This is a genomic window from Ensifer sp. MJa1, from assembly GCF_037026475.1.
Classification (GTDB): Bacteria; Pseudomonadota; Alphaproteobacteria; order Rhizobiales; family Rhizobiaceae; genus Ensifer.
In genome coordinates this window covers 200,462-217,811 of sequence record NZ_JAKUMO010000005.1, presented here as the reverse complement: position 1 = coordinate 217,811, position 17,350 = coordinate 200,462, and the positions used below count along the sequence as shown (strand labels likewise).

Annotated in this window: 11 protein-coding genes and 1 pseudogene; 6 read left to right on the top strand and 6 right to left on the bottom strand. The window is 62.9% G+C overall.

Features of this window, described 5'->3' with window-relative positions:
• Positions 1-269 precede the first annotated feature (269 nt).
• Positions 270-983, top strand: a pseudogene (locus MKZ91_RS09535) (sensor histidine kinase); the annotation flags it as partial.
• A 39-nt stretch (positions 984-1,022) separates the two neighbouring features.
• Here the strand turns inward: MKZ91_RS09535 and MKZ91_RS09530 are convergent.
• The 5 genes from MKZ91_RS09530 to ccoN form a co-directional block, all read right to left on the bottom strand.
• Complete coding sequence (locus MKZ91_RS09530) at positions 1,023-1,811, bottom strand: DUF2189 domain-containing protein (RefSeq protein WP_336170369.1); 789 nt, start codon at positions 1,809-1,811, stop codon at positions 1,023-1,025.
• Between the two features lie 231 nt (positions 1,812-2,042).
• Positions 2,043-2,921: a cytochrome-c oxidase, cbb3-type subunit III gene (gene ccoP, locus MKZ91_RS09525; protein WP_336170367.1), complete on the bottom strand. Its 879-nt coding sequence runs from the start codon at positions 2,919-2,921 to the stop codon at positions 2,043-2,045.
• A gap of 4 nt (positions 2,922-2,925) precedes the next feature.
• Positions 2,926-3,096, bottom strand: a complete 171-nt coding sequence (locus tag MKZ91_RS09520) for a cbb3-type cytochrome c oxidase subunit 3 (protein WP_336170365.1) — start codon at positions 3,094-3,096, stop codon at positions 2,926-2,928.
• Positions 3,097-3,100: 4 nt separating this feature from the next.
• Positions 3,101-3,832, bottom strand: coding sequence for a cytochrome-c oxidase, cbb3-type subunit II (gene ccoO, locus MKZ91_RS09515; protein WP_336170569.1), 732 nt, complete (start codon positions 3,830-3,832; stop codon positions 3,101-3,103).
• Positions 3,833-3,837: 5 nt separating this feature from the next.
• On the bottom strand, positions 3,838-5,493 hold the full coding sequence (ccoN, locus tag MKZ91_RS09510) for a cytochrome-c oxidase, cbb3-type subunit I (RefSeq protein WP_336170363.1): 1,656 nt from the start codon (positions 5,491-5,493) through the stop codon (positions 3,838-3,840).
• Positions 5,494-5,885: 392 nt separating this feature from the next.
• On the opposite strand from ccoN, the gene MKZ91_RS09505 reads away from it, so the two are divergent.
• The 5 genes from MKZ91_RS09505 to hpaH all read left to right on the top strand — a co-directional run bounded on the left by MKZ91_RS09505 (position 5,886) and on the right by hpaH (position 15,957).
• The gene (locus MKZ91_RS09505; RefSeq protein ID WP_336170361.1) at positions 5,886-6,137 is read left to right on the top strand and encodes a hypothetical protein; all 252 of its coding nucleotides are present in this window, start codon (positions 5,886-5,888) and stop codon (positions 6,135-6,137) included.
• Positions 6,138-6,368: 231 nt separating this feature from the next.
• Positions 6,369-7,034 carry a GntR family transcriptional regulator gene (locus MKZ91_RS09500; protein ID WP_336170359.1) on the top strand — a complete coding sequence of 222 codons (666 nt, stop codon included), beginning with the start codon at positions 6,369-6,371 and terminating at the stop codon, positions 7,032-7,034.
• Positions 7,035-7,239: 205 nt separating this feature from the next.
• Positions 7,240-12,690, top strand: a complete 5,451-nt coding sequence (locus MKZ91_RS09495) for an alpha-2-macroglobulin family protein (protein WP_336170567.1) — start codon at positions 7,240-7,242, stop codon at positions 12,688-12,690.
• A gap of 8 nt (positions 12,691-12,698) precedes the next feature.
• Positions 12,699-14,780: a penicillin-binding protein 1C gene (gene pbpC / locus MKZ91_RS09490; protein ID WP_336170357.1), complete on the top strand. Its 2,082-nt coding sequence runs from the start codon at positions 12,699-12,701 to the stop codon at positions 14,778-14,780.
• 373 nt (positions 14,781-15,153) lie between these two features.
• Positions 15,154-15,957 carry a 2-oxo-hept-4-ene-1,7-dioate hydratase gene (gene hpaH / locus MKZ91_RS09485; protein WP_336170355.1) on the top strand — a complete coding sequence of 268 codons (804 nt, stop codon included), beginning with the start codon at positions 15,154-15,156 and terminating at the stop codon, positions 15,955-15,957.
• Positions 15,958-15,986: 29 nt separating this feature from the next.
• Here hpaH and MKZ91_RS09480 read toward each other — a convergent pair whose 3' ends face one another.
• Positions 15,987-17,255 (bottom strand): glycerate kinase type-2 family protein, encoded by a 1,269-nt coding sequence (locus MKZ91_RS09480; protein ID WP_336170353.1) that lies wholly within the window; start codon positions 17,253-17,255, stop codon positions 15,987-15,989.
• Positions 17,256-17,350: the final 95 nt, after the last annotated feature.

The following is a 17,350-nucleotide window of genomic DNA, read 5'->3' as shown; positions in this document are numbered from 1 at the left end:
TGAACCCTGCTAAGGCTATCGCTCCTAAGAACAGAGATCGTCCCCTGCTCCGTAATTCCTCTTAATTCCCGTAGCGATGTCGCCAAAAGCTCGTTTGGGGTCTTTCCTCGCACTTCCCGCTCCTTCGCGGCTTCACTAATTTCTGAATTTTTTCCACACTAATTTTCTGAATTTTTATAACACTAATTTTTTGACTTTCTCCAGCACTAATTTCTTGAATTCCCCCAGCGCTAATTTTCTGAATTCCTGCGGCACGAACTTTCCGCATCCTCGCATGGGCAAACAAGGCCGCGAGCCTGGCCGAGCTCTCGGCCTCCATCGCCCACGAAGTCAGCCAGCCGCTGACGGCTGTAGTTACCTTCGCGAACGCCTGCCAGCGATGGCTGGTGACGGAACGGCCGAACGTCGAACGGGCGGCGAAGAGCTTGGAGCGCATCATGCGGGCCGCAAACGCCGCGGTCGAGGTCGTGAACTCCATCCGCGCCTTGTTCAGGCAAACCGCGGAAACGAGGGATAGGGCAGCGCTCGAGTGCCTCGTGACCGAGGCACGCGACCTGATGGCCGAGGAGGCTTCGCGACACCATATCCACATGGATGTCGAGGTCGAGGGCGATCTGCCGCCCGTTGTGGTTGATCGCGTCCAGATCCACCAGGTCCTGGTCAATCTCGTCCGCAATGGTCTAGAGGCCATGGAGTCCCTTGCCGGCGACAAGGTCCTTCGCATGCGCGCGCGGCGACTGGAGGATCTGGTCCAGATCGAGATCAGCGATCGTGGCCCAGGCGTCGCGTTTCCTGACAGGATATTCGAGCCGTTCTTCACCACAAAAGGTCGCGGCATGGGCATGGGGCTCGCGATTTGCCGATCGATCGTGGAATCGCATGGCGGGCAACTCTCCACAGAGAGCAACGAACCGCAAGGCGCGAGGTTCATTTTCACGTTGCCGGTTGCTCCGGCCCTGGCGATATCTCCCCAAGGACAATAGGTTTCCCGCGTGTTTGCGTGAACGGCCGAACCAGACGGTCTATCTGATCGCCCTGTAGCTGTGCCAGGTCGCGTGGCCGAGAACGGGGAACGCGACGATGAGGCCGACGAGACCCGTAAGCACGCTCAGAAGGAACAGGCCGAGCACAATCGTTCCCCAGGCGAGCATGACCGGCAGGTTGTTCCAGACGAGAGAGATGCTTGTCCCCATCGCGGTAAAGGCATCGGTCTTTTCGTTGAGCAGCATGGGAATGGAGAATGTGCTGATCGCAAAGGAGAAGGCCGCAAAGAGGCCGCCGACAACGGTGCCGACCAAAAGCATGGCCCAGCCCACCGGGGTCGTAAACAGCATGGAAACGATGTGATCCAGTCCGGGGAATGGACGCAGGCCGAAGAACAGCGCGTAGATAATGACCGCGGCGCGCATCCAGACCAGCATCAACAGGCAGAGGATCGCCCCGGTGTACCAGACCTGTCTTCCCCCGGACTGGGCTTCGACGAACAGCATGCGCGCGAGACTGAGCGGCGTTCCGGCCTCGATGTCACGGCTCTTCTGGTAGAGGCCGATGGCGAGAAGCGGGCCGACGACCATGAAGCCGGCAAGGGCCGGAAACAGGATATAATCGAGCCCGACCGAGTAGAGCCCCCAGACGATGGCAAGGGACACCGCGAAAACCACAAGACCGTAGACAAGACTGGGACCGGGGCGAACCGCAAAGTCTCGCCATCCGGCCTTCAACCAGCCGAAGGCCGCGCTTGCCGGAAGATGGCGCTGTCGCTGCGCCGCAAGCGGCGTGACCGAAAGACCTGAGCGATTGGTGGCAGCCATGTCCTAGTCTCCCTGGTCAGCAGCTGGGTGACGCCGCTCGTAGCGCTCCACCTTCACTGCCCGACTTCGCGTGCGGCACGCATTCCGGTTGGGAATGGACCGCGACGTAAACAAGATGCGCGTTTGCGCTGAGAACGATCAGCCCGCCCAGGGCGACGATTGCGAGCGAAAGACGTCGCCAATTGACCTGCGACGCACCCGCGCCCGGTGCAGAGATGCCCCTACCCTCGCTCATTGGGTTTCTCCCTTCAGCGAATGAACGTAGGTGGCAAGGATCTTCAAGTCGAGCTCAGACAACCGGCCACTCCAATGCGGCATATGTCCCTGTCGCCCCCCATACACGCTCAAATGAATGGAGCCCCTGTCGCCGCCATAGATCCAGTGCTTGTCGGTCAAGTCCGGCGCTCCGACGTCGTGCTTGCCCTTCGCGTCTTCGCCGTGACAGGCAACGCAATTGGCGGCGAAGACCTCCTGGCCGGCTGCGATCTCTTGGGCATCTGCGGTAGCGCCAGCCCCTTGAGACAGCGACATCACATAATCCACGACGGCGCTGACCTTGTCGCGTTCAAGGACGCCGTCGCGCCCGAAAGCTGGCATCTGCGAGACCCGCGTATCGTCGTTGGTGGAGTTGATACCGACCTTGATGGTTTGCGCGATCATGTCCGGCTCGCCGCCCCAGAGCCAGGACTTCGCCCTCAGATCGGGGAAGCCAGGGCCGCCGGTTGCGTTGACGCCATGGCAGGCAGCGCAATTGTCGACGAAGAGCCTGTGGCCCGTCTCCTGCACTTGCTGCATCAGGGCAGCGTCCGCTTCGATCTCGCCAAGGCTTGCCTTCTGGATCTGGTCGGTCCACGTCACACGTTCCGCGGCTGCACTTTTGACTTGCTCCGCGACCACCTCGCGCTGATCAATGCCGAGCAGGCCCTTCGTATAGGTCGATCCGAGCGGCCAGGCCGGCATCAGGATCCAATAAACGATGGCAAACAGCGTGCCTGCGGCAAGGAAGAACAGCACCACCCGCGGCACAGGAGTGTCGAGTTCCTCAATGCCATTCCATTCATGGCCAGTGGTCATCCGGCCCGTGACGGGATCGAGCTTTTCTAGGGCCACGCGCTTAGCTCCACGGATTGTCGTCCTTGTCCAGAATACTGTGCTTGGCACGGTCGAAGCGTTGCCTGTGGGACGGCCAGAGCGCATAGGCGGTGGCCGCAACCGCCATGGCGATCAGGTAGAACATGCCCCAACTCTTGGCGATGGCAACCAATGTCTGGTGATCCACGGTCATTGCCTCAATCCCCTGCCAGAGCAGCTTGCTGCGACGCTGCGGCCGTCAACAGACCAAGAATCTGCAGATAGGCGACCACCGCGTCCATTTCCGTGACGCGGCCCGCGTCACCATCGAACGCCCGGATATGGGTAGCGTCACCGTAGCGCGCGCTGACCCCGGCTGCCTTGTCGCTGTCGGGCGACGCCTGGCCGAACGCATCGATCGTGGCGTTGTCGATCATCTCCTCGGTATAGGGGACACCAACGGCGCGCTGCGCGGCAAGATGCTCCCCGAGATCGTCGATCCTGAGGGCGTTGCGCTGCAGCCAGCCATATTTCGGCATGACCGATTGCGGCACCACGTCGCGCGGGTTGATCAGGTGGGCGACGTGCCAGGCATCAGAATACTTCTCGCCGATGCGGGCCAGGTCGGGTCCGGTGCGCTTGGATCCCCAGAGCATCGGATGGTCGTACTTGGATTCCACCGCCAGGGAAAAAGGCCCGTAGCGCTCGACCTCGTCGCGCAACGTCCGGATCATCTGCGAGTGACAGGCGTAACAGCCCTCGCGGATGTAGATGTTGCGCCCCGCGAGTTCGAGCGGCGTATAAAGGCGCATGTCGGGCGCATCCTCTACCGTCTCGTGGATCGTGAAAAGCGGTGCGATCTCGACAAAGCCGCCGACCGCCGACACGCCGATGATGGCAAGCACAAAGCCGATTGCGCTGCGTTCTAGCTTGCGATGGAACCCGAACATGTCGATCACTCCGCAGCAGGAAATGCGCCCGCCGGCGCGGAAACCGGCAGGTCCGGATCACCTTCGGCGGCAGCCTCCGCATGAGCGGAGCGGATCGTCATCACGACATTGAAGAACCCGACGCACGCCCCCGCCAGGAACAGGAGGCCGCCGAAGGTACGGGCGATATAATAGGGGTGCATGGCGACGACGGTGTCGAGGAACGAATAGGCAAGCGTGCCGTTCTCGTTATAAGTCCGCCACATCAGGCCTTGAATGATGCCTGAATTCCACATAGAGAACACGTAGACGATCGTTCCGGAGAGCGCGAGCCAAAAGTGCACCTCGACCAACCCGGGCGAATACATCGCCTTGCGCTTCCACATCCACGGCACGAGCGCGTAGATCGATCCGAAAGAGATCATCGCCACCCAACCAAGTGCGCCGGCATGAACATGCCCCACGGTCCAGTCGGTGTAGTGCGACAGCGAATTGACGGCGCGGATGGCCATGAAGGAACCTTCAAAGGTTGCAAGGCCGTAGAAGACGGCGGCGACCATCATGAAGCGCAATGTGGCGTCGTCGCGCACCTTGTGCCAGGCGCCGTTGAGCGTTGCCAGCGCGTTGCCAGCCGAAGCCCACGACGGCACTAGTAGCACCAGCGAGAAGGTCATCCCGAGGGTCTGCACCCACTGCGGCAGGGCGGTGTAGTGCAGATGGTGCGAACCCGCCCACATGTACATGAAGGTGATGCCCCAGAAGCTGATGATCGACAGCCGATAGGAAAAGATCGGCCGATCCGCGCGCTTGGGCAGATAATAATACATCATGCCGAGGAAGCCGGCGGTCAGGAAGAAGGCGACGGCGTTGTGGCCATACCACCACTGCGTCATGGCATCCTGGACGCCGGAGTAAAGCGAGTAGCTCTTGGCATGTCCGAACGACACCGGCACGGCGAGATTGTTGACGATGTGCAGAACCGCGACGACGAGAATGAAGGCCATGTAGTACCAGTTGGCCACGTAGATATGCGGTTCCTTGCGGCGCGCGAGCGTGCGGATATAAATGAAGAAATAGACGACCCAGACGATCGTCAGCCAGATGTCCGCATACCATTCAGGTTCTGCATACTCCTTCGACTGCGTGACACCGAGCAGATATCCGCTCGCGCCAACGACGCAGAAGAGGTTGTAGCCGATCAGCACGAACCAGGGGCTGAGCTGGTCCGGGAGGCGGGCCCGCGACGTTCGCTGCAGCACATGAAACGATGTTGCAATCAACGCGTTGCCGCCGAAGCCAAAGATCACACCGGAGGTGTGGACGGGGCGCAGCCTTCCGAAACTCGCCCAGGCTGCATCGAACGTCAAATCCGGCCAGGCAAGCAAGGCTGCGACCCAGACGCCGACGAACATGCCGATCACCGCCCAAGCCATGGCCAGGACGATGCCAACCTTGGTCGGATCGTCATAATAGCGCGTCAGCCGCTCAGCATCGGGCGCGGGCGAATAGAAGGCCGACATCACGAAGAAGGCGAGCCCGATACTGACGACGAGAGCAATGAAACCGTGGACACCGAGCGGGTCTGCGCGACCAGCGGCCGCCATCGTCAGTCCACACAGGGCGAGTGCGACGAGAATGACGACAGCCATTCGCCGTTCGCTCATTGTCAGGCTCGCGACCATCAATCTGCCTCGTTCCGAACAGGTTGCACAGAGCATCAGAACTGTCACGACGCGCGGTTGCGCATCGGAATGTGGAAACGTCGACCATGGTTATACTTGGCGGTTAGTCTTTGCAGAAAGCACTGCGTTTTTCAATTCTGCCGCGTGCAGTCATGGCTGGCAAGTGGGCTGGCGCCAGCGAGCAATATTGTTCAAAATACAGTTCAAAGCGACAAGACGCAGAGTACTATTGCCGCTGAACGTGTGATGCGTGGAAAGAACTCCGGCGCGGAGGCGATGGAGTGAAGGAACGATCGCAGGAACCGCCGGTCGCGACACACGACCCGACCAAGTCGGAACATCCGCCGGGCGTGGCGCCGCTCGGCACCCCGGACGCCATTGTGGCTTCGTAGATGGGAAAGGCGCCCGCCGAGGCAGGCCCGACCGGGCCGGAGTCGGCGATCACGCCGAGCCGGCGCCGTTACCGGATGCACGGATTAGCAGGACTACTGCGCGACCGCCCTGCGATTGCTGATGACCTCGGCTCGATGTTGTCGAAACGGGCCGCCACCGAACTTCTTCGGCTGCAGAAATACCGCAATGACGGCAGTTCCAAGTCAGCGCCCCGCCTGGCCGCTCTGATCAAACAGCTGGTCAACATTTGACGGCCCCATACCCCGTACCGGTGTAACGGAGCCGCGTGTTTGCGCGTGGTTTCCAACAGGCGATACCTTGCCCTGGTGCTCGAAAGGGCAAAACGAATGCTTCATCAGACTTCGTTGGATTCAGCGCCAAGGCTCTGTTGCCCGACGTCCGGATTGGACCTATGACCGTGCAAGCACCATGTAAACGGGGACTGGCCAAGCCTGAGGCTCGGCCAGCAGGGTTCGAATACGATGAAACTCGATGCCGTCGATGTCAGGCAAGCAGCCTCAGCCGCCGATATCGTCTATGAGGCCCTGCGCAAGGCGATCATCGAAGGCGACCTCGCCGAGGGCGAGAACCTGCGCCAGGATCACATTGCCCAGATGTTCAACACGAGCCGCATTCCGGTACGCGAGGCGCTTTCCCGCCTCGAACAGCATGGCCTGATCACCACCGAGCGCTACAAGGGCGCGGTCGTCGCCGGACTCTCGATCGAGGAAATCGAGGAAATCTTCGAGTTCCGGGCTCTGATCGAGGCCGAGGTCATTCGCCTCGCGGTACCCAATCTCGACCGGCGCACGCTCGATCTTGCACGCAAGCATTGCGAGGAGTTCGAGCAGGAAGAAAACGCCGACCGATGGGGCGAAATCAACCGCAATTTCCACTATAGCCTCTATGAGGCCGCACGCCGTCCCTACTATCTGCAGATCGTTCGCGCTTCGCTCGACCGCATCGACCGTTACCTCAGGGCACAATTGACGCTGACCTCGGGGGTTGCACGGGCACGCCGCGAGCACAAGGCGATCCTCGACGCCTGCATCGCGCGCGATGCCGAGCGCGCCTGCGAACTCACGCGTAACCATATCCTCGACGCCGGCCGATCGCTGACCATCTTCCTCAGGGAGCAAAGGGGCTAGGCGGCGCTGACGCTCAGTCGTCATACTAGTTTGATTTAGATAACGTTTTATCGTGTTTCATTCCGGATCGATGTGTTCAACTTCGCGCAAGGACACCCGTTGAAATTGCACCGGGCCTTGATCTCTCCTCGGTTGACAAGCGACCGGGAAGCTTGAAAAGTGAAGCCCCTATCGAGACCGGCAGCGTTGGGAGGACTTGATGTCTGTGCGCGCGTTTTTCGGCCTTTCCATCCTCTTTTTGTCCCTTCTGACCGCTGGTAGTCCCGTTGCTGCCCAGGAGAGCGGTCGGCAGATCGAGATAACGCAGGATGGCGACTATTTCGGTTTTGATCTGAGAACCGAGCAGAACGTCTCGCTCGACGAATGCCAGCAGACCTGTATCGCGGATCAGTCCTGCCGCGCCTTCACCTACAATCCCAAGGTGAAGTGGTGCTTCCTCAAGTCCGACTATAACCAGCTCAATACCTTCCCAGGCGCCATTGCCGGCAAGATCGTTGAGGCCCAGGCGGCCGAGGCCGATATCGGCGCACCGCCGCGGCTGAAGTTCGTTTCGGACCAGCTGTTGCAGGACGCCCGTAACACCAAGGCCAATCTGACGCTTGCCGACGACCAGCAGGGACTGGGCGTCAATACGCTGCTCGAAATGGCGCGCGGCCAGGCCGGCATGGGCAATATCGAGAATGCGCTGAAGGCGTTCCAGGGCGCGCTTGCAATCACACCGGATGATGCCGAGCTCTGGCTGGAGGCTGCACGCACGGCAAACCGGATCACCAACAATTCGAGCGTGTCGATCCAGGCGGCGATCGCCGCGATCAACGGCTATGAGCTCACCCGCACCACCGAGAGCCGGGCGCATGCGCTTGCGGTCATGGCAAAATCGCTCGAAGGCGCCGAAAACTTTCGCGCCGCGCTGGAGGCCTACAAGGCGAGCCTTGAGCTCGTGAAGGCGAAATCCGTCGAGGCCGCCTATCTCGATCTCAAGCAGCGCAAGGGCTTCCGTGTCGTCGAACACACCATCGATTCCGATGCCGCGACCCCGCGCGCCTGCGTCCAGTTTTCCGAGCAGCTCTTGAAGAGCGGTGCCGACTACGCCTCCTTCGTCACCGTCAACGGTGCCGCACCGAAGGCGCTTGAGGCCAAGGGCGATCAGATCTGCGTCGAAGGACTTTCGCATGGCGAGCGCTACAAGCTGACACTTCGCACCGGCCTGCCCTCTACCGTCGACGAAGTGCTGGAAGCGCCTGTCAGCCTCGACATCTATGTCGCCGACCGCGCCCAGATGGTGCGCTTCACCGGCGACAGCTTCGTGCTGCCCTCGACCGCACGTCGCGGCATCCCGCTTGTTTCGGTAAATACCGACAGCGCCAAGCTCAAGCTTTATCGCGTCGGCGACCGCAGCATCGCCCAGGTTCTGCAAAACTCGCAGTTCCTGACCCAGCTCGACGGCTACAGCGCCCAGCGTATCGAGGAAGAGAGCGGTGAACTCGTCTGGCAGGGCACGATCGACATCGAGCGCGACGTCAACAAGGAAGTCGTCACCAGCTTCCCGGTCGACGAAGCGCTGCCTCAGCGCAAGCCTGGCGTCTATGTGCTGACCGCAGCACCAACCACCGGCGTCAGCCAGGAGTGGGATGCCCGCGCCACGCAATGGTTCGTCGTCTCCGATATCGGCATTTCCACCTATGCCGGCACCGACGGTCTGAATGTCTTCGTCCGCTCGCTTGCTTCGGCCGAGCCGATCGAAGGTGTAGAACTGCAGCTCGTCGCCAAGAACAATGAGATCCTCGGGACTGCGGTGAGCGACGGCGACGGCCGCGTCACCTTCACGGCCGGCCTGATGCGCGGCACGTCTGGCCTCACGCCTGCGGTCATCACCGCCAGAAACGGCGAAGACGACTACGTCTTCCTCGACATGAGCCGCGCCGGGTTCGACCTTTCCGATCGCGGCGTCACCGGCCGCACGGCTCCCGGCGCCATCGACATTCTCGCCTGGACGGAGCGTGGCATCTATCGCGCCGGTGAAACGGTGCACGCGGCGGCCCTTGCCCGCGACGTCGACGGCATGGCGATCGAGAACCTGCCGCTGACCTTCGTCTTCCTGCGCCCCGATGGTGTCGAGTATCGCCGCATGACCAGCCCTGGTGGCAAGCTCGGCGGTCACACATTGCATCTCGACGTTCAGGCAAACGCCATGCGCGGCACCTGGACGATGCAGATCTTCACCGACCCGAAGTCCCCGGCGATCGGCGAAAAACAGTTCCTGGTCGATGACTTCGTGCCAGACCGCACCGAATTCGATCTGACCAGCGACGCCAAGGAGATTGCCGTCGGCGAACCCGCAATCGTCGCCGTCGACGGACGTTATCTCTACGGCGCCCCGGCAGCCGGCCTCGAACTCGAAGGCGAAGTGACGATCAAGCCGACACGCGAAAACGCGGCCTTCAAGGGTTACTCTTTCGGCCTTGCCGACGAGGAGGCGAGTGAAGACACCCGCCTGCCGCTTGAAGACCTTTCGGCCCTTGACGAGGAGGGAAAATCGAACTTCGACGTCCTCATCGACGAAGTGCCGTCGACCACGCAACTGCTCGACGCCAGCGTGACCGTGCGTATGCGCGAAGCTGGCGGTCGTGCCGTCGAGCGCTCGCTGAAGCTGCCGGTACGTGCCGAAGGCCCGATGCTTGGCATCAAGCCCGAATTCGAGGGCGAACTCGCCGAGAACTCGGTCGGCAAATTCCGCGTCATCGCCGTCGATCCGACGGGCAGCAAGATCGCAGTGCCAGGGCTGCTTTGGAAACTGATCAGCGTCGAGCGCAATTATCATTGGTATCGCGACGGCAGTGCCTGGAAGTACGAGCCTGTGGTCACCACCAAGCAGGTGGCAAACGGCAGCATCGACCTAACGGAAGACGGAGCCGAGATTTCGGTCCCGGTCGGCTGGGGCCGCTATCGCCTCGAGGTCGAGACGGCCTCGATCGACGGCCCAACGTCAAGCGTCGAATTCGACGCCGGCTGGTATGTCGCCGCGACGTCGACGGAAACGCCCGATGGCCTGGAGATCGCGCTCGACAAGGAAAAATACGCGGTCGGCGATACCGCCAAGCTGAAGGTCTCGCCGCGTTTTGCCGGTGAGCTGCTGGTCACCGTCGGCACCGAGAACCTGATCACGACGAAGACGACATCGATTGCTGCCGAAGGCGGCGAAGTCGAGCTGCCAGTCACCGACGCCTGGGGTGCCGGTGCCTATGTGACCGCCACGCTCTACCGGCCGGGCGATGCGCAGGAAAGCCGCATGCCGATGCGCGCGATCGGCATCAAGTGGCTCTCGGTTGATCCGGCCGAGCGCAAGCTCGCCGTCGCGCTCGATGCTCCGGAGAAGATGGAGCCGCGCCGGCCGCTCGACATCAGCCTGCATGTCGCCGGCGCCGGAGCCGATGAAGAGGCCTATGTCACAATCGCCGCCGTCGATGTCGGCATTCTCAACCTTACCCGTTACGAGATGCCGGATCCGGAAGCCTGGTACTTCGGCCAAAGGCAGCTCGGGCTTGAGATCCGCGACCTCTATGGTCGCCTGATCGACGGTTCGCTCGGCGCCACTGGCCGCCTGCGCACCGGTGGCGACGGTGGACAGGTGGCGCTTCAGGGCAGCCCGCCCACCGAAAAGCTGGTCGCCTTCTTTGAAGGTCCGGTTCAGCTCGACAGCGACGGCAAGGCGAACGTCAGCTTCGACATCCCGCAGTTCAACGGCACGGCACGACTGATGGCCGTCGCCTGGACGAAATCCGGTGTCGGCCACGCCAGCCGCGACGTGGTGATCCGCGATCCGGTGGTCGTCACCGCCAGCCTGCCCAGGTTCCTGGCACCCGGAGATCGGTCGCAGTTGAGGCTCGACATCGCCAACACCGATGCACCGGCCGGCGACTACCAGATCCAGGTCACGACCAGCGGTCCCGCCACGGTCGAACAACCGGGCACCGGCAATACGGTGACGCTAGACCAGGGCGGCCGCACCTCGATCACCCTGCCAGTGGTCGGGCAATATCCCGGCAATGGCACCGTCACGGTGGCGCTGACCGGCGCCAATGGGCTTTCGCTGGAACAGTCACTCGATCTGCTCGTACGTCCGGCGACACTGCCCATCACGCGGCGGCAGGTGGTTTCGATCGCGCCCGGAAGCAGTCTGACCGTCGACGGACAGTTGCTCGCCGACAGCATCCTGCAAGGCGCATCGCTCAACCTCAGCGTCACCCGCTCCGCCGCCTTCGACATGCCGGCGCTGCTGATGACGCTTGATCGCTACCCCTATGGCTGCGCCGAGCAGACGACGAGCCGCGCCCTGCCGCTGCTCTACTTGAGTGAACTTGCCAAACAGTCCGGCCTTGCCGATGACGAAGGCGTGACCAAGCGGGTGCAGGAGGCGATCTATCGCGTGCTCTCATACCAGTCGTCCTCAGGCAGCTTCGGCCTCTGGGGCCCGGGCTACGGTGACCTCTGGCTCGATGCCTATGTCACCGACTTCCTCACTCGCGCCCGCGAGCAGAAATACGACGTACCGGAGGCCGCCATGGTCCAGGCGCTCGAAAACCTGCAGAACGGCGTCGGCTATGACACCAACGTGAAGGACCGCGGCAACGAGATCGCCTACGGGCTCTACGTGCTCGCCCGCAACCGCAAGGCCGCGATCAACGATCTGCGTTACTACGCCAATACCGCGATCGACGACTTCCCGACACCGCTCGCCAAGGCCCATATCGCTGCGGCGCTCGCCCTTTATGGCGATGCGCAGGGGTCGCAGGACACCTTTGCCAAGGCGGCTGGTATGTCGACCGGCCTCGTCAATGTCAGCCTGTCGCGCTCCGACTACGGCTCTTCGCTGCGTGACAATGCGGCGGTGCTCGCGCTTGCCGCCGAGAGCCGGCCCGTCCCGCCGATCGTTCCGGAACTGTCAAAGATCGTGGCGCGCGAGTGGGAGCAGAAGACCTACACCAGCACCCAGGAACAGGCCTGGATGCTGCTGGCCGCCCGCGCCATCCAGAATGGCGACGAGGATATGGCGCTCGACGTCAACGGCGCATCGAAGACCGGCAGCTATGCCGCCCAGATGACCGGCGACGCGCTGATGACGCACCCGGTGGTGATCCGCAACCAGGGTGCGGATCCGGTCTCGGCCGTAGTGACCACGGTTGCCGCCCCCGCCCAGCCGCTTTCGGCCGGCGGCGACGGTTTCACCATTGAGCGCACCTACTACACGCTCGACGGCGCCGAGGCCAATGTCACCGGAGTACGCCAGAACGAACGCTACGTGGTGGTCCTGAAGCTGACCGAGGCCAACGACTGGCCGTCGCGCGTTCTGGTGACCGACCTTCTTCCGGCCGGCTTCCAGATCGACAATCCGAGCCTCGTCGACAGCGCCCAGCTCAGCAACTTCGAATGGCTTGGCGAGATCACCGCGACCCATACGGAGTTCCGCAACGACCGCTTCGTTGCGGCCCTTGATCGTAGCACCGGTGCCGGCCGCGAAGTCACGCTCGCCTACGTGGTGCGCGCCGTGACGCCCGGCGTCTACGATCATCCGGCAGCAACGGTCGAGGACATGTACCGGCCGCAACTCTCGGCCCGCACCGCCACAGGGCGCATGGAGGTGCTCGCCGCGCAATAGGCAAGATCATGTCGATTGGGCGCAAACTGCTGATCGCCTTGCCCGTCTGCCTCTTGCTGACGGGACTGACGGGCTTTGCGATCGAGAAGGCCGACGAGGCATTTCCGCCACCGCTTGCGGCGGCGGACATCGTCTCGCGCGAAGTGGACGACGCCAGCGGAGAACTGCTGCGCGCCTTCGCAACGCCGGACGGTTTCTGGCGGCTGAGGACGACGGTCGACGATGTCGATCCTCAGTTCCTGAAAATGCTGATCGCCTACGAAGACCAGCGTTTTGCGGACCATGCGGGCGTTGATTTCTTCGCGCTCGGGCGTGCGGCGCTGCAGTTCGTCGGCAACGGGCGCATCGTTTCGGGTGCCTCGACGCTTTCGATGCAGGTGGCTCGGCTGATCGAGCCGCGCCAGCAGCGCTCGATTACCGCCAAGCTGTTGCAGATCGCCCGCGCGATCCAGATCGAACGGCGGCTTTCGAAGGACCAGATCCTCAATCTCTATCTCACCCACGCCCCCTATGGCGGCAACATCGAGGGTGTGCGCGCCGCAAGCCTTGCCTGGCTCGGCAAAGAGCCGAAGCGGCTGACGGCCGGCGAAGCGGCACTGCTCGTGGCGCTGCCGCAGCTGCCGGAGAAGCGCCGGCCGGACCGCAACCATGCCGCCGCCGTCGCTGCCCGCGAAAGTGTCCTCACCCGACTTGCCGTTGACGACGTGATCGGAGACGGCGAAGCCGAACGTGCGATCGCCACCTCCGTCCCCTTCCGACGCCTGCAGCTTCCTTCCTATGCCGCGCATCTCGCAGAACGGGCACTTCGCAAGGACCCGAAAGCCGTTCAGCACCAGACAACTTTGCGCCTCGCCGTCCAGCGCAATCTCGAATCCGTGGCAAGGGAGGGCGCTGCCAAGCTCGGACCGAAGGTCTCGGTCGCAATGGTGATGGCCGATGCCAAAACCGGCGAGATCGTCGCCTCGGTCGGATCGGCCGACTATTTCGACGCGAGCCGTTCCGGCTGGATCGACATGACGCGCATCACGCGCTCGCCCGGCTCCACCCTCAAGCCGTTCATCTATGGCCTTGCCTTCGAGGAGGGATTGGTCAGCCAGGAAACGATTATCGAGGACCGACCGGCCGACTTCTTCGGCTATCGACCGCGCAACTTCGACATGAGCTATCAGGGCGACGTCAGCGTGCGCGAGGCGCTGCAACTGTCTCTGAACGTTCCGGCGATCCGGCTGCTCGATGCGGTCGGCCCGGCCGAACTGATGATGCGCTTTCGCCGTGGCGAGGTGAAACCGGCCCTGCCGGCCGGTGAAGCGCCGGGGCTCGCCATCGGGCTTGGCGGTGTCGGGCTCTCCTTGCGCGATCTCGTCCAGCTCTATGCGGCGCTTGCCAATCGCGGCTTTCCCATCCGGCTCGGCGACGGCGTCGACGGCGAGGCCGGCCTGATCGAAGCCGAACCGCTGCTCTCATCGGTCGCTGTTTGGAACGTCTCGGATGCGCTCGCCGGCGTCCTGCCGCCGACCGGCAGCCGCCAACGCGGCATCGCCTATAAGACCGGCACCAGCTACGGGTATCGCGACGCCTGGTCGGTTGGCTACGACGGGCGCCATGTGCTTGGGGTCTGGGTCGGCCGACCCGACAACGGTGCGGTGCCGGGCCTGACCGGCTATGGCAGCGCCGCTCCCATCCTTTTCGAAGGCTTTGCCAAGTCCGGTTTCGGCATCACGCCCCTTCCCGATGCGCCGGCTGGGGCAATTCGCATCTCTCAAGCCGAGTTGCCGGTCAGCCAGCGCCGTTTCTCGTTGACCGCGAGCGGCCTCGTCAATGCCTCGGCCCGCGAACCGGCGCCTCAGATCGTCTTCCCGCCGGAGGGCGCACGCGTCGAACTCGGCGCCGACCATCAGACGATTTCCCCGTTGACCCTCAAGCTCCAGGGAGGACGCGCCCCCTTCCGCTGGCTCGCCAACGGCAAGCCGCTGCCCGAGCTCACCCGCCGGCGTGTGACGCAGTGGCAGCCGGATGGCGTTGGCTATTCAACCCTGACCGTCATCGATGCGGTCGGCCGGGCCGCAAGTGTCGGCGTCTTCATCGAATAGCAGCGCCGAGGTCGCGGTTGTTTTCCCACCGGTCATCACGACTTCGGTCTCCTCCGCCGGGCGTGCCGCATTTTGTGCTGCAGCCGCTAGCCGCTTGCGCTAATTGAGACGCTCCGCCAGAGGCCGAGCCCCGGGTCCGGTCGCACCAGATTTCTGAACTGCACGAACTCCTCGAAGATCACCTGCTTGGCCGCGGCTTGGCCGACGCCGGTGTCCGGGCAGCGAAAGCCGATTGGTTCCGGGTACCTGCCGATCGTTCCTCATCGTCTTCGGCCCTATGCGGACAAGCCAACCGATCTCGACAACAAACGACCCGTGCCCACGTGGGGGCCTTGGTGTATCGTATGACACGCTGGAGTGGAGGGGCCGGATCATGCTCAATGCAACGGAGATTGCCAAAGCCGCCGAAAGCCTGCATCAGGCAGAGCACGACCGCAAGCAGATTGGCCTGCTGTCGCTCAAGCATCCCGAAATGACGGTTGACGATGCCTATGCGGTGCAGGCCGCCTGGGTCAGACGCAAGCGCGATGACGGCCATCGCATCATCGGCTGGAAGATCGGCCTGACGTCGAGGGCAATGCAGCAGGCGCTTGGCATCGATACGCCGGATTCCGGCGTGCTTTTCGACGATATGCTGTTTGACGACGGCGCTACAGTTCCTGCCAACCGCTTCATCCAGCCGCGGGTCGAGGCGGAAGTCGCTTTCATCATGAAGGCCGGCCTCAAGGGGCCGCGCGTCACTCTGGTTCAGGTGTTGAATGCTACCGACTTTGTGATGCCGGCGCTCGAAATTCTCGATACCCGCATCTTGAGGACGGATCCGAAGACCAAGAAGGCGCGCACCATCGTCGATGCGATATCGGACAACGCCGCCAATGGCGGCCTCGTCCTTGGCGGTCGGGCCGTTCGCCCGGATACGGTCGACATGCGCTGGATGGGGGCAATCGTTTCGCGCAATGCAGTGATCGAGGAGACCGGGCTTGGCGCCGGCGTGCTCAACCACCCGGCCCGCGGCATCGCGTGGCTCGCCAATCGGTTGGCGCATTGCGGGGACGCGATCGAACCCGGCCAGATCGTGCTCTCAGGCTCATTCATCCGCACCATCGAAGCGACGAGCGGCGACACGATCGTCGCAGACTTTGGCGCCTATGGGTCGGTGAGTTGCCACTTCGCTTAAAAGATAGCGAAAGGGACCAGAGCCCGCCCTTACTGCACGAGAATGGCGCGGAAATCGTTGACGTTGGTGCCGGTCGGGCCAGGTTTGAAGAGATCGCCGAGCGCATCGAAGGCCGTCCAGCTATCGTTCTTCTGTAGTAGTCCTGCAGCGTCCAGCCGCTGCGCCACTAGCCTGGCGATGGTCGTGTCGTCGGCGAACGCTCCGGCATTATCCTCCGAACCATCGATGCCGTCGGTATCGGCCGCGAGCGCCGAGACACCCTTGGCGCCGTCAATGCCAAGCGCCAAGGCCAGCAGGAACTCGCTGTTTCGGCCACCCTTGCCCCTTCCGCGGATTGTGACGGTCGTCTCACCTCCCGAAAGTACGACAACCGGCTTGGTGAAGGGCCGGTCGCGACCGGCGACCTCGCGGGCGATCGCGGCGTGAACGCCGCCAACGTCGCGCGCCTCGCCCTCGATCGCGTCGGAGAGGATGATTGCCTCGATGCCAGCGGCGCGGGCTTCTGCAGCGGCCGCTTCGAGCGAGACGGAAGCCGACGCGATAAGCTGGACTTCGTTGCGCGCGAACCGCGGATCGTCAGGTGAAGGCGCGGCACTGTCCGCGCTCTTCATCCATGCCATCACACGTGCAGGCAGATCCAGGCCGTAGCGCTCGACCAGCGTCAGTGCGTCTTCGCGCGTGCTGGCATCGGCAAGCGTCGGACCGGAGGCGACCAACGCCGGATCGTCGCCCGGAATATCGGAAACGATCAAGGAAACGACCTTTGCCGGATAGGCAGCCGCAGCGAGCCTGCCGCCCTTGATGATCGAGACGTGCTTGCGCACGGCGTTCATGGCACTGATCGGCGCGCCGGAGGCCAGGAGCGCCCGGTTGACCGCAATCTCGTCTTCCAGCGTCAGGCCGGGCGGGGGCGACGGCAAAAGCGCCGAACCGCCGCCACAGATGAGAGCCACGACAAGATCGTCTTCCGTCAGGCCGCCCACTTCCGCAAGCAAACGCTTCGAAGCCAGCAAGCCATTCGCATCCGGAAGCGGGTGCGACGCTTCCAGGACTTCGATCCGCTCGCACGGAGCGGCATAACCGTAACGGGTGACAACAACACCTGAAAGCGGGCCAACCCAATGGCGCTCGAAGGCTGCCGCCATCTGCGCGGCACCCTTGCCTGCACCCACAACCACAGTTCGCCCCTTCGGCCGCGCCGGCAAGTTGGCCACGATCACCTTTTCAGGGTCGGCTGCGGCGACCGCAGAGGTGAAAAGCGTTTCGAGGAAACGGCGCGGGTCGGTGATGGCTGGCATTGGTCTCCCCCCGAGAGCGCGTACGGCATATGGCGCCGGCTCTCCTAGTCTATCCCTTACGCAACTCTACGAGCGGAAGCGCTGTGCGCTTTCGC

Excerpts from the sequence above, each read along its gene's own strand:
- hpaH (WP_336170355.1), top strand. The coding sequence starts at position 15,154 with ATGCTCAATGCAACGGAGATTGCCAAAGCCGCCGAAAGCCTGCATCAG.
- pbpC (WP_336170357.1), top strand. The coding sequence starts at position 12,699 with ATGTCGATTGGGCGCAAACTGCTGATCGCCTTGCCCGTCTGCCTCTTG.
- MKZ91_RS09500 (WP_336170359.1), top strand. The coding sequence starts at position 6,369 with ATGAAACTCGATGCCGTCGATGTCAGGCAAGCAGCCTCAGCCGCCGAT.
- MKZ91_RS09530 (WP_336170369.1), bottom strand. The coding sequence starts at position 1,811 with ATGGCTGCCACCAATCGCTCAGGTCTTTCGGTCACGCCGCTTGCGGCG.
- ccoO (WP_336170569.1), bottom strand. The coding sequence starts at position 3,832 with ATGTTCGGGTTCCATCGCAAGCTAGAACGCAGCGCAATCGGCTTTGTG.
- MKZ91_RS09480 (WP_336170353.1), bottom strand. The coding sequence starts at position 17,255 with ATGCCAGCCATCACCGACCCGCGCCGTTTCCTCGAAACGCTTTTCACC.
- MKZ91_RS09505 (WP_336170361.1), top strand. The coding sequence starts at position 5,886 with ATGGGAAAGGCGCCCGCCGAGGCAGGCCCGACCGGGCCGGAGTCGGCG.
- MKZ91_RS09520 (WP_336170365.1), bottom strand. The coding sequence starts at position 3,096 with ATGACCGTGGATCACCAGACATTGGTTGCCATCGCCAAGAGTTGGGGC.
- ccoN (WP_336170363.1), bottom strand. The coding sequence starts at position 5,493 with ATGGTCGCGAGCCTGACAATGAGCGAACGGCGAATGGCTGTCGTCATT.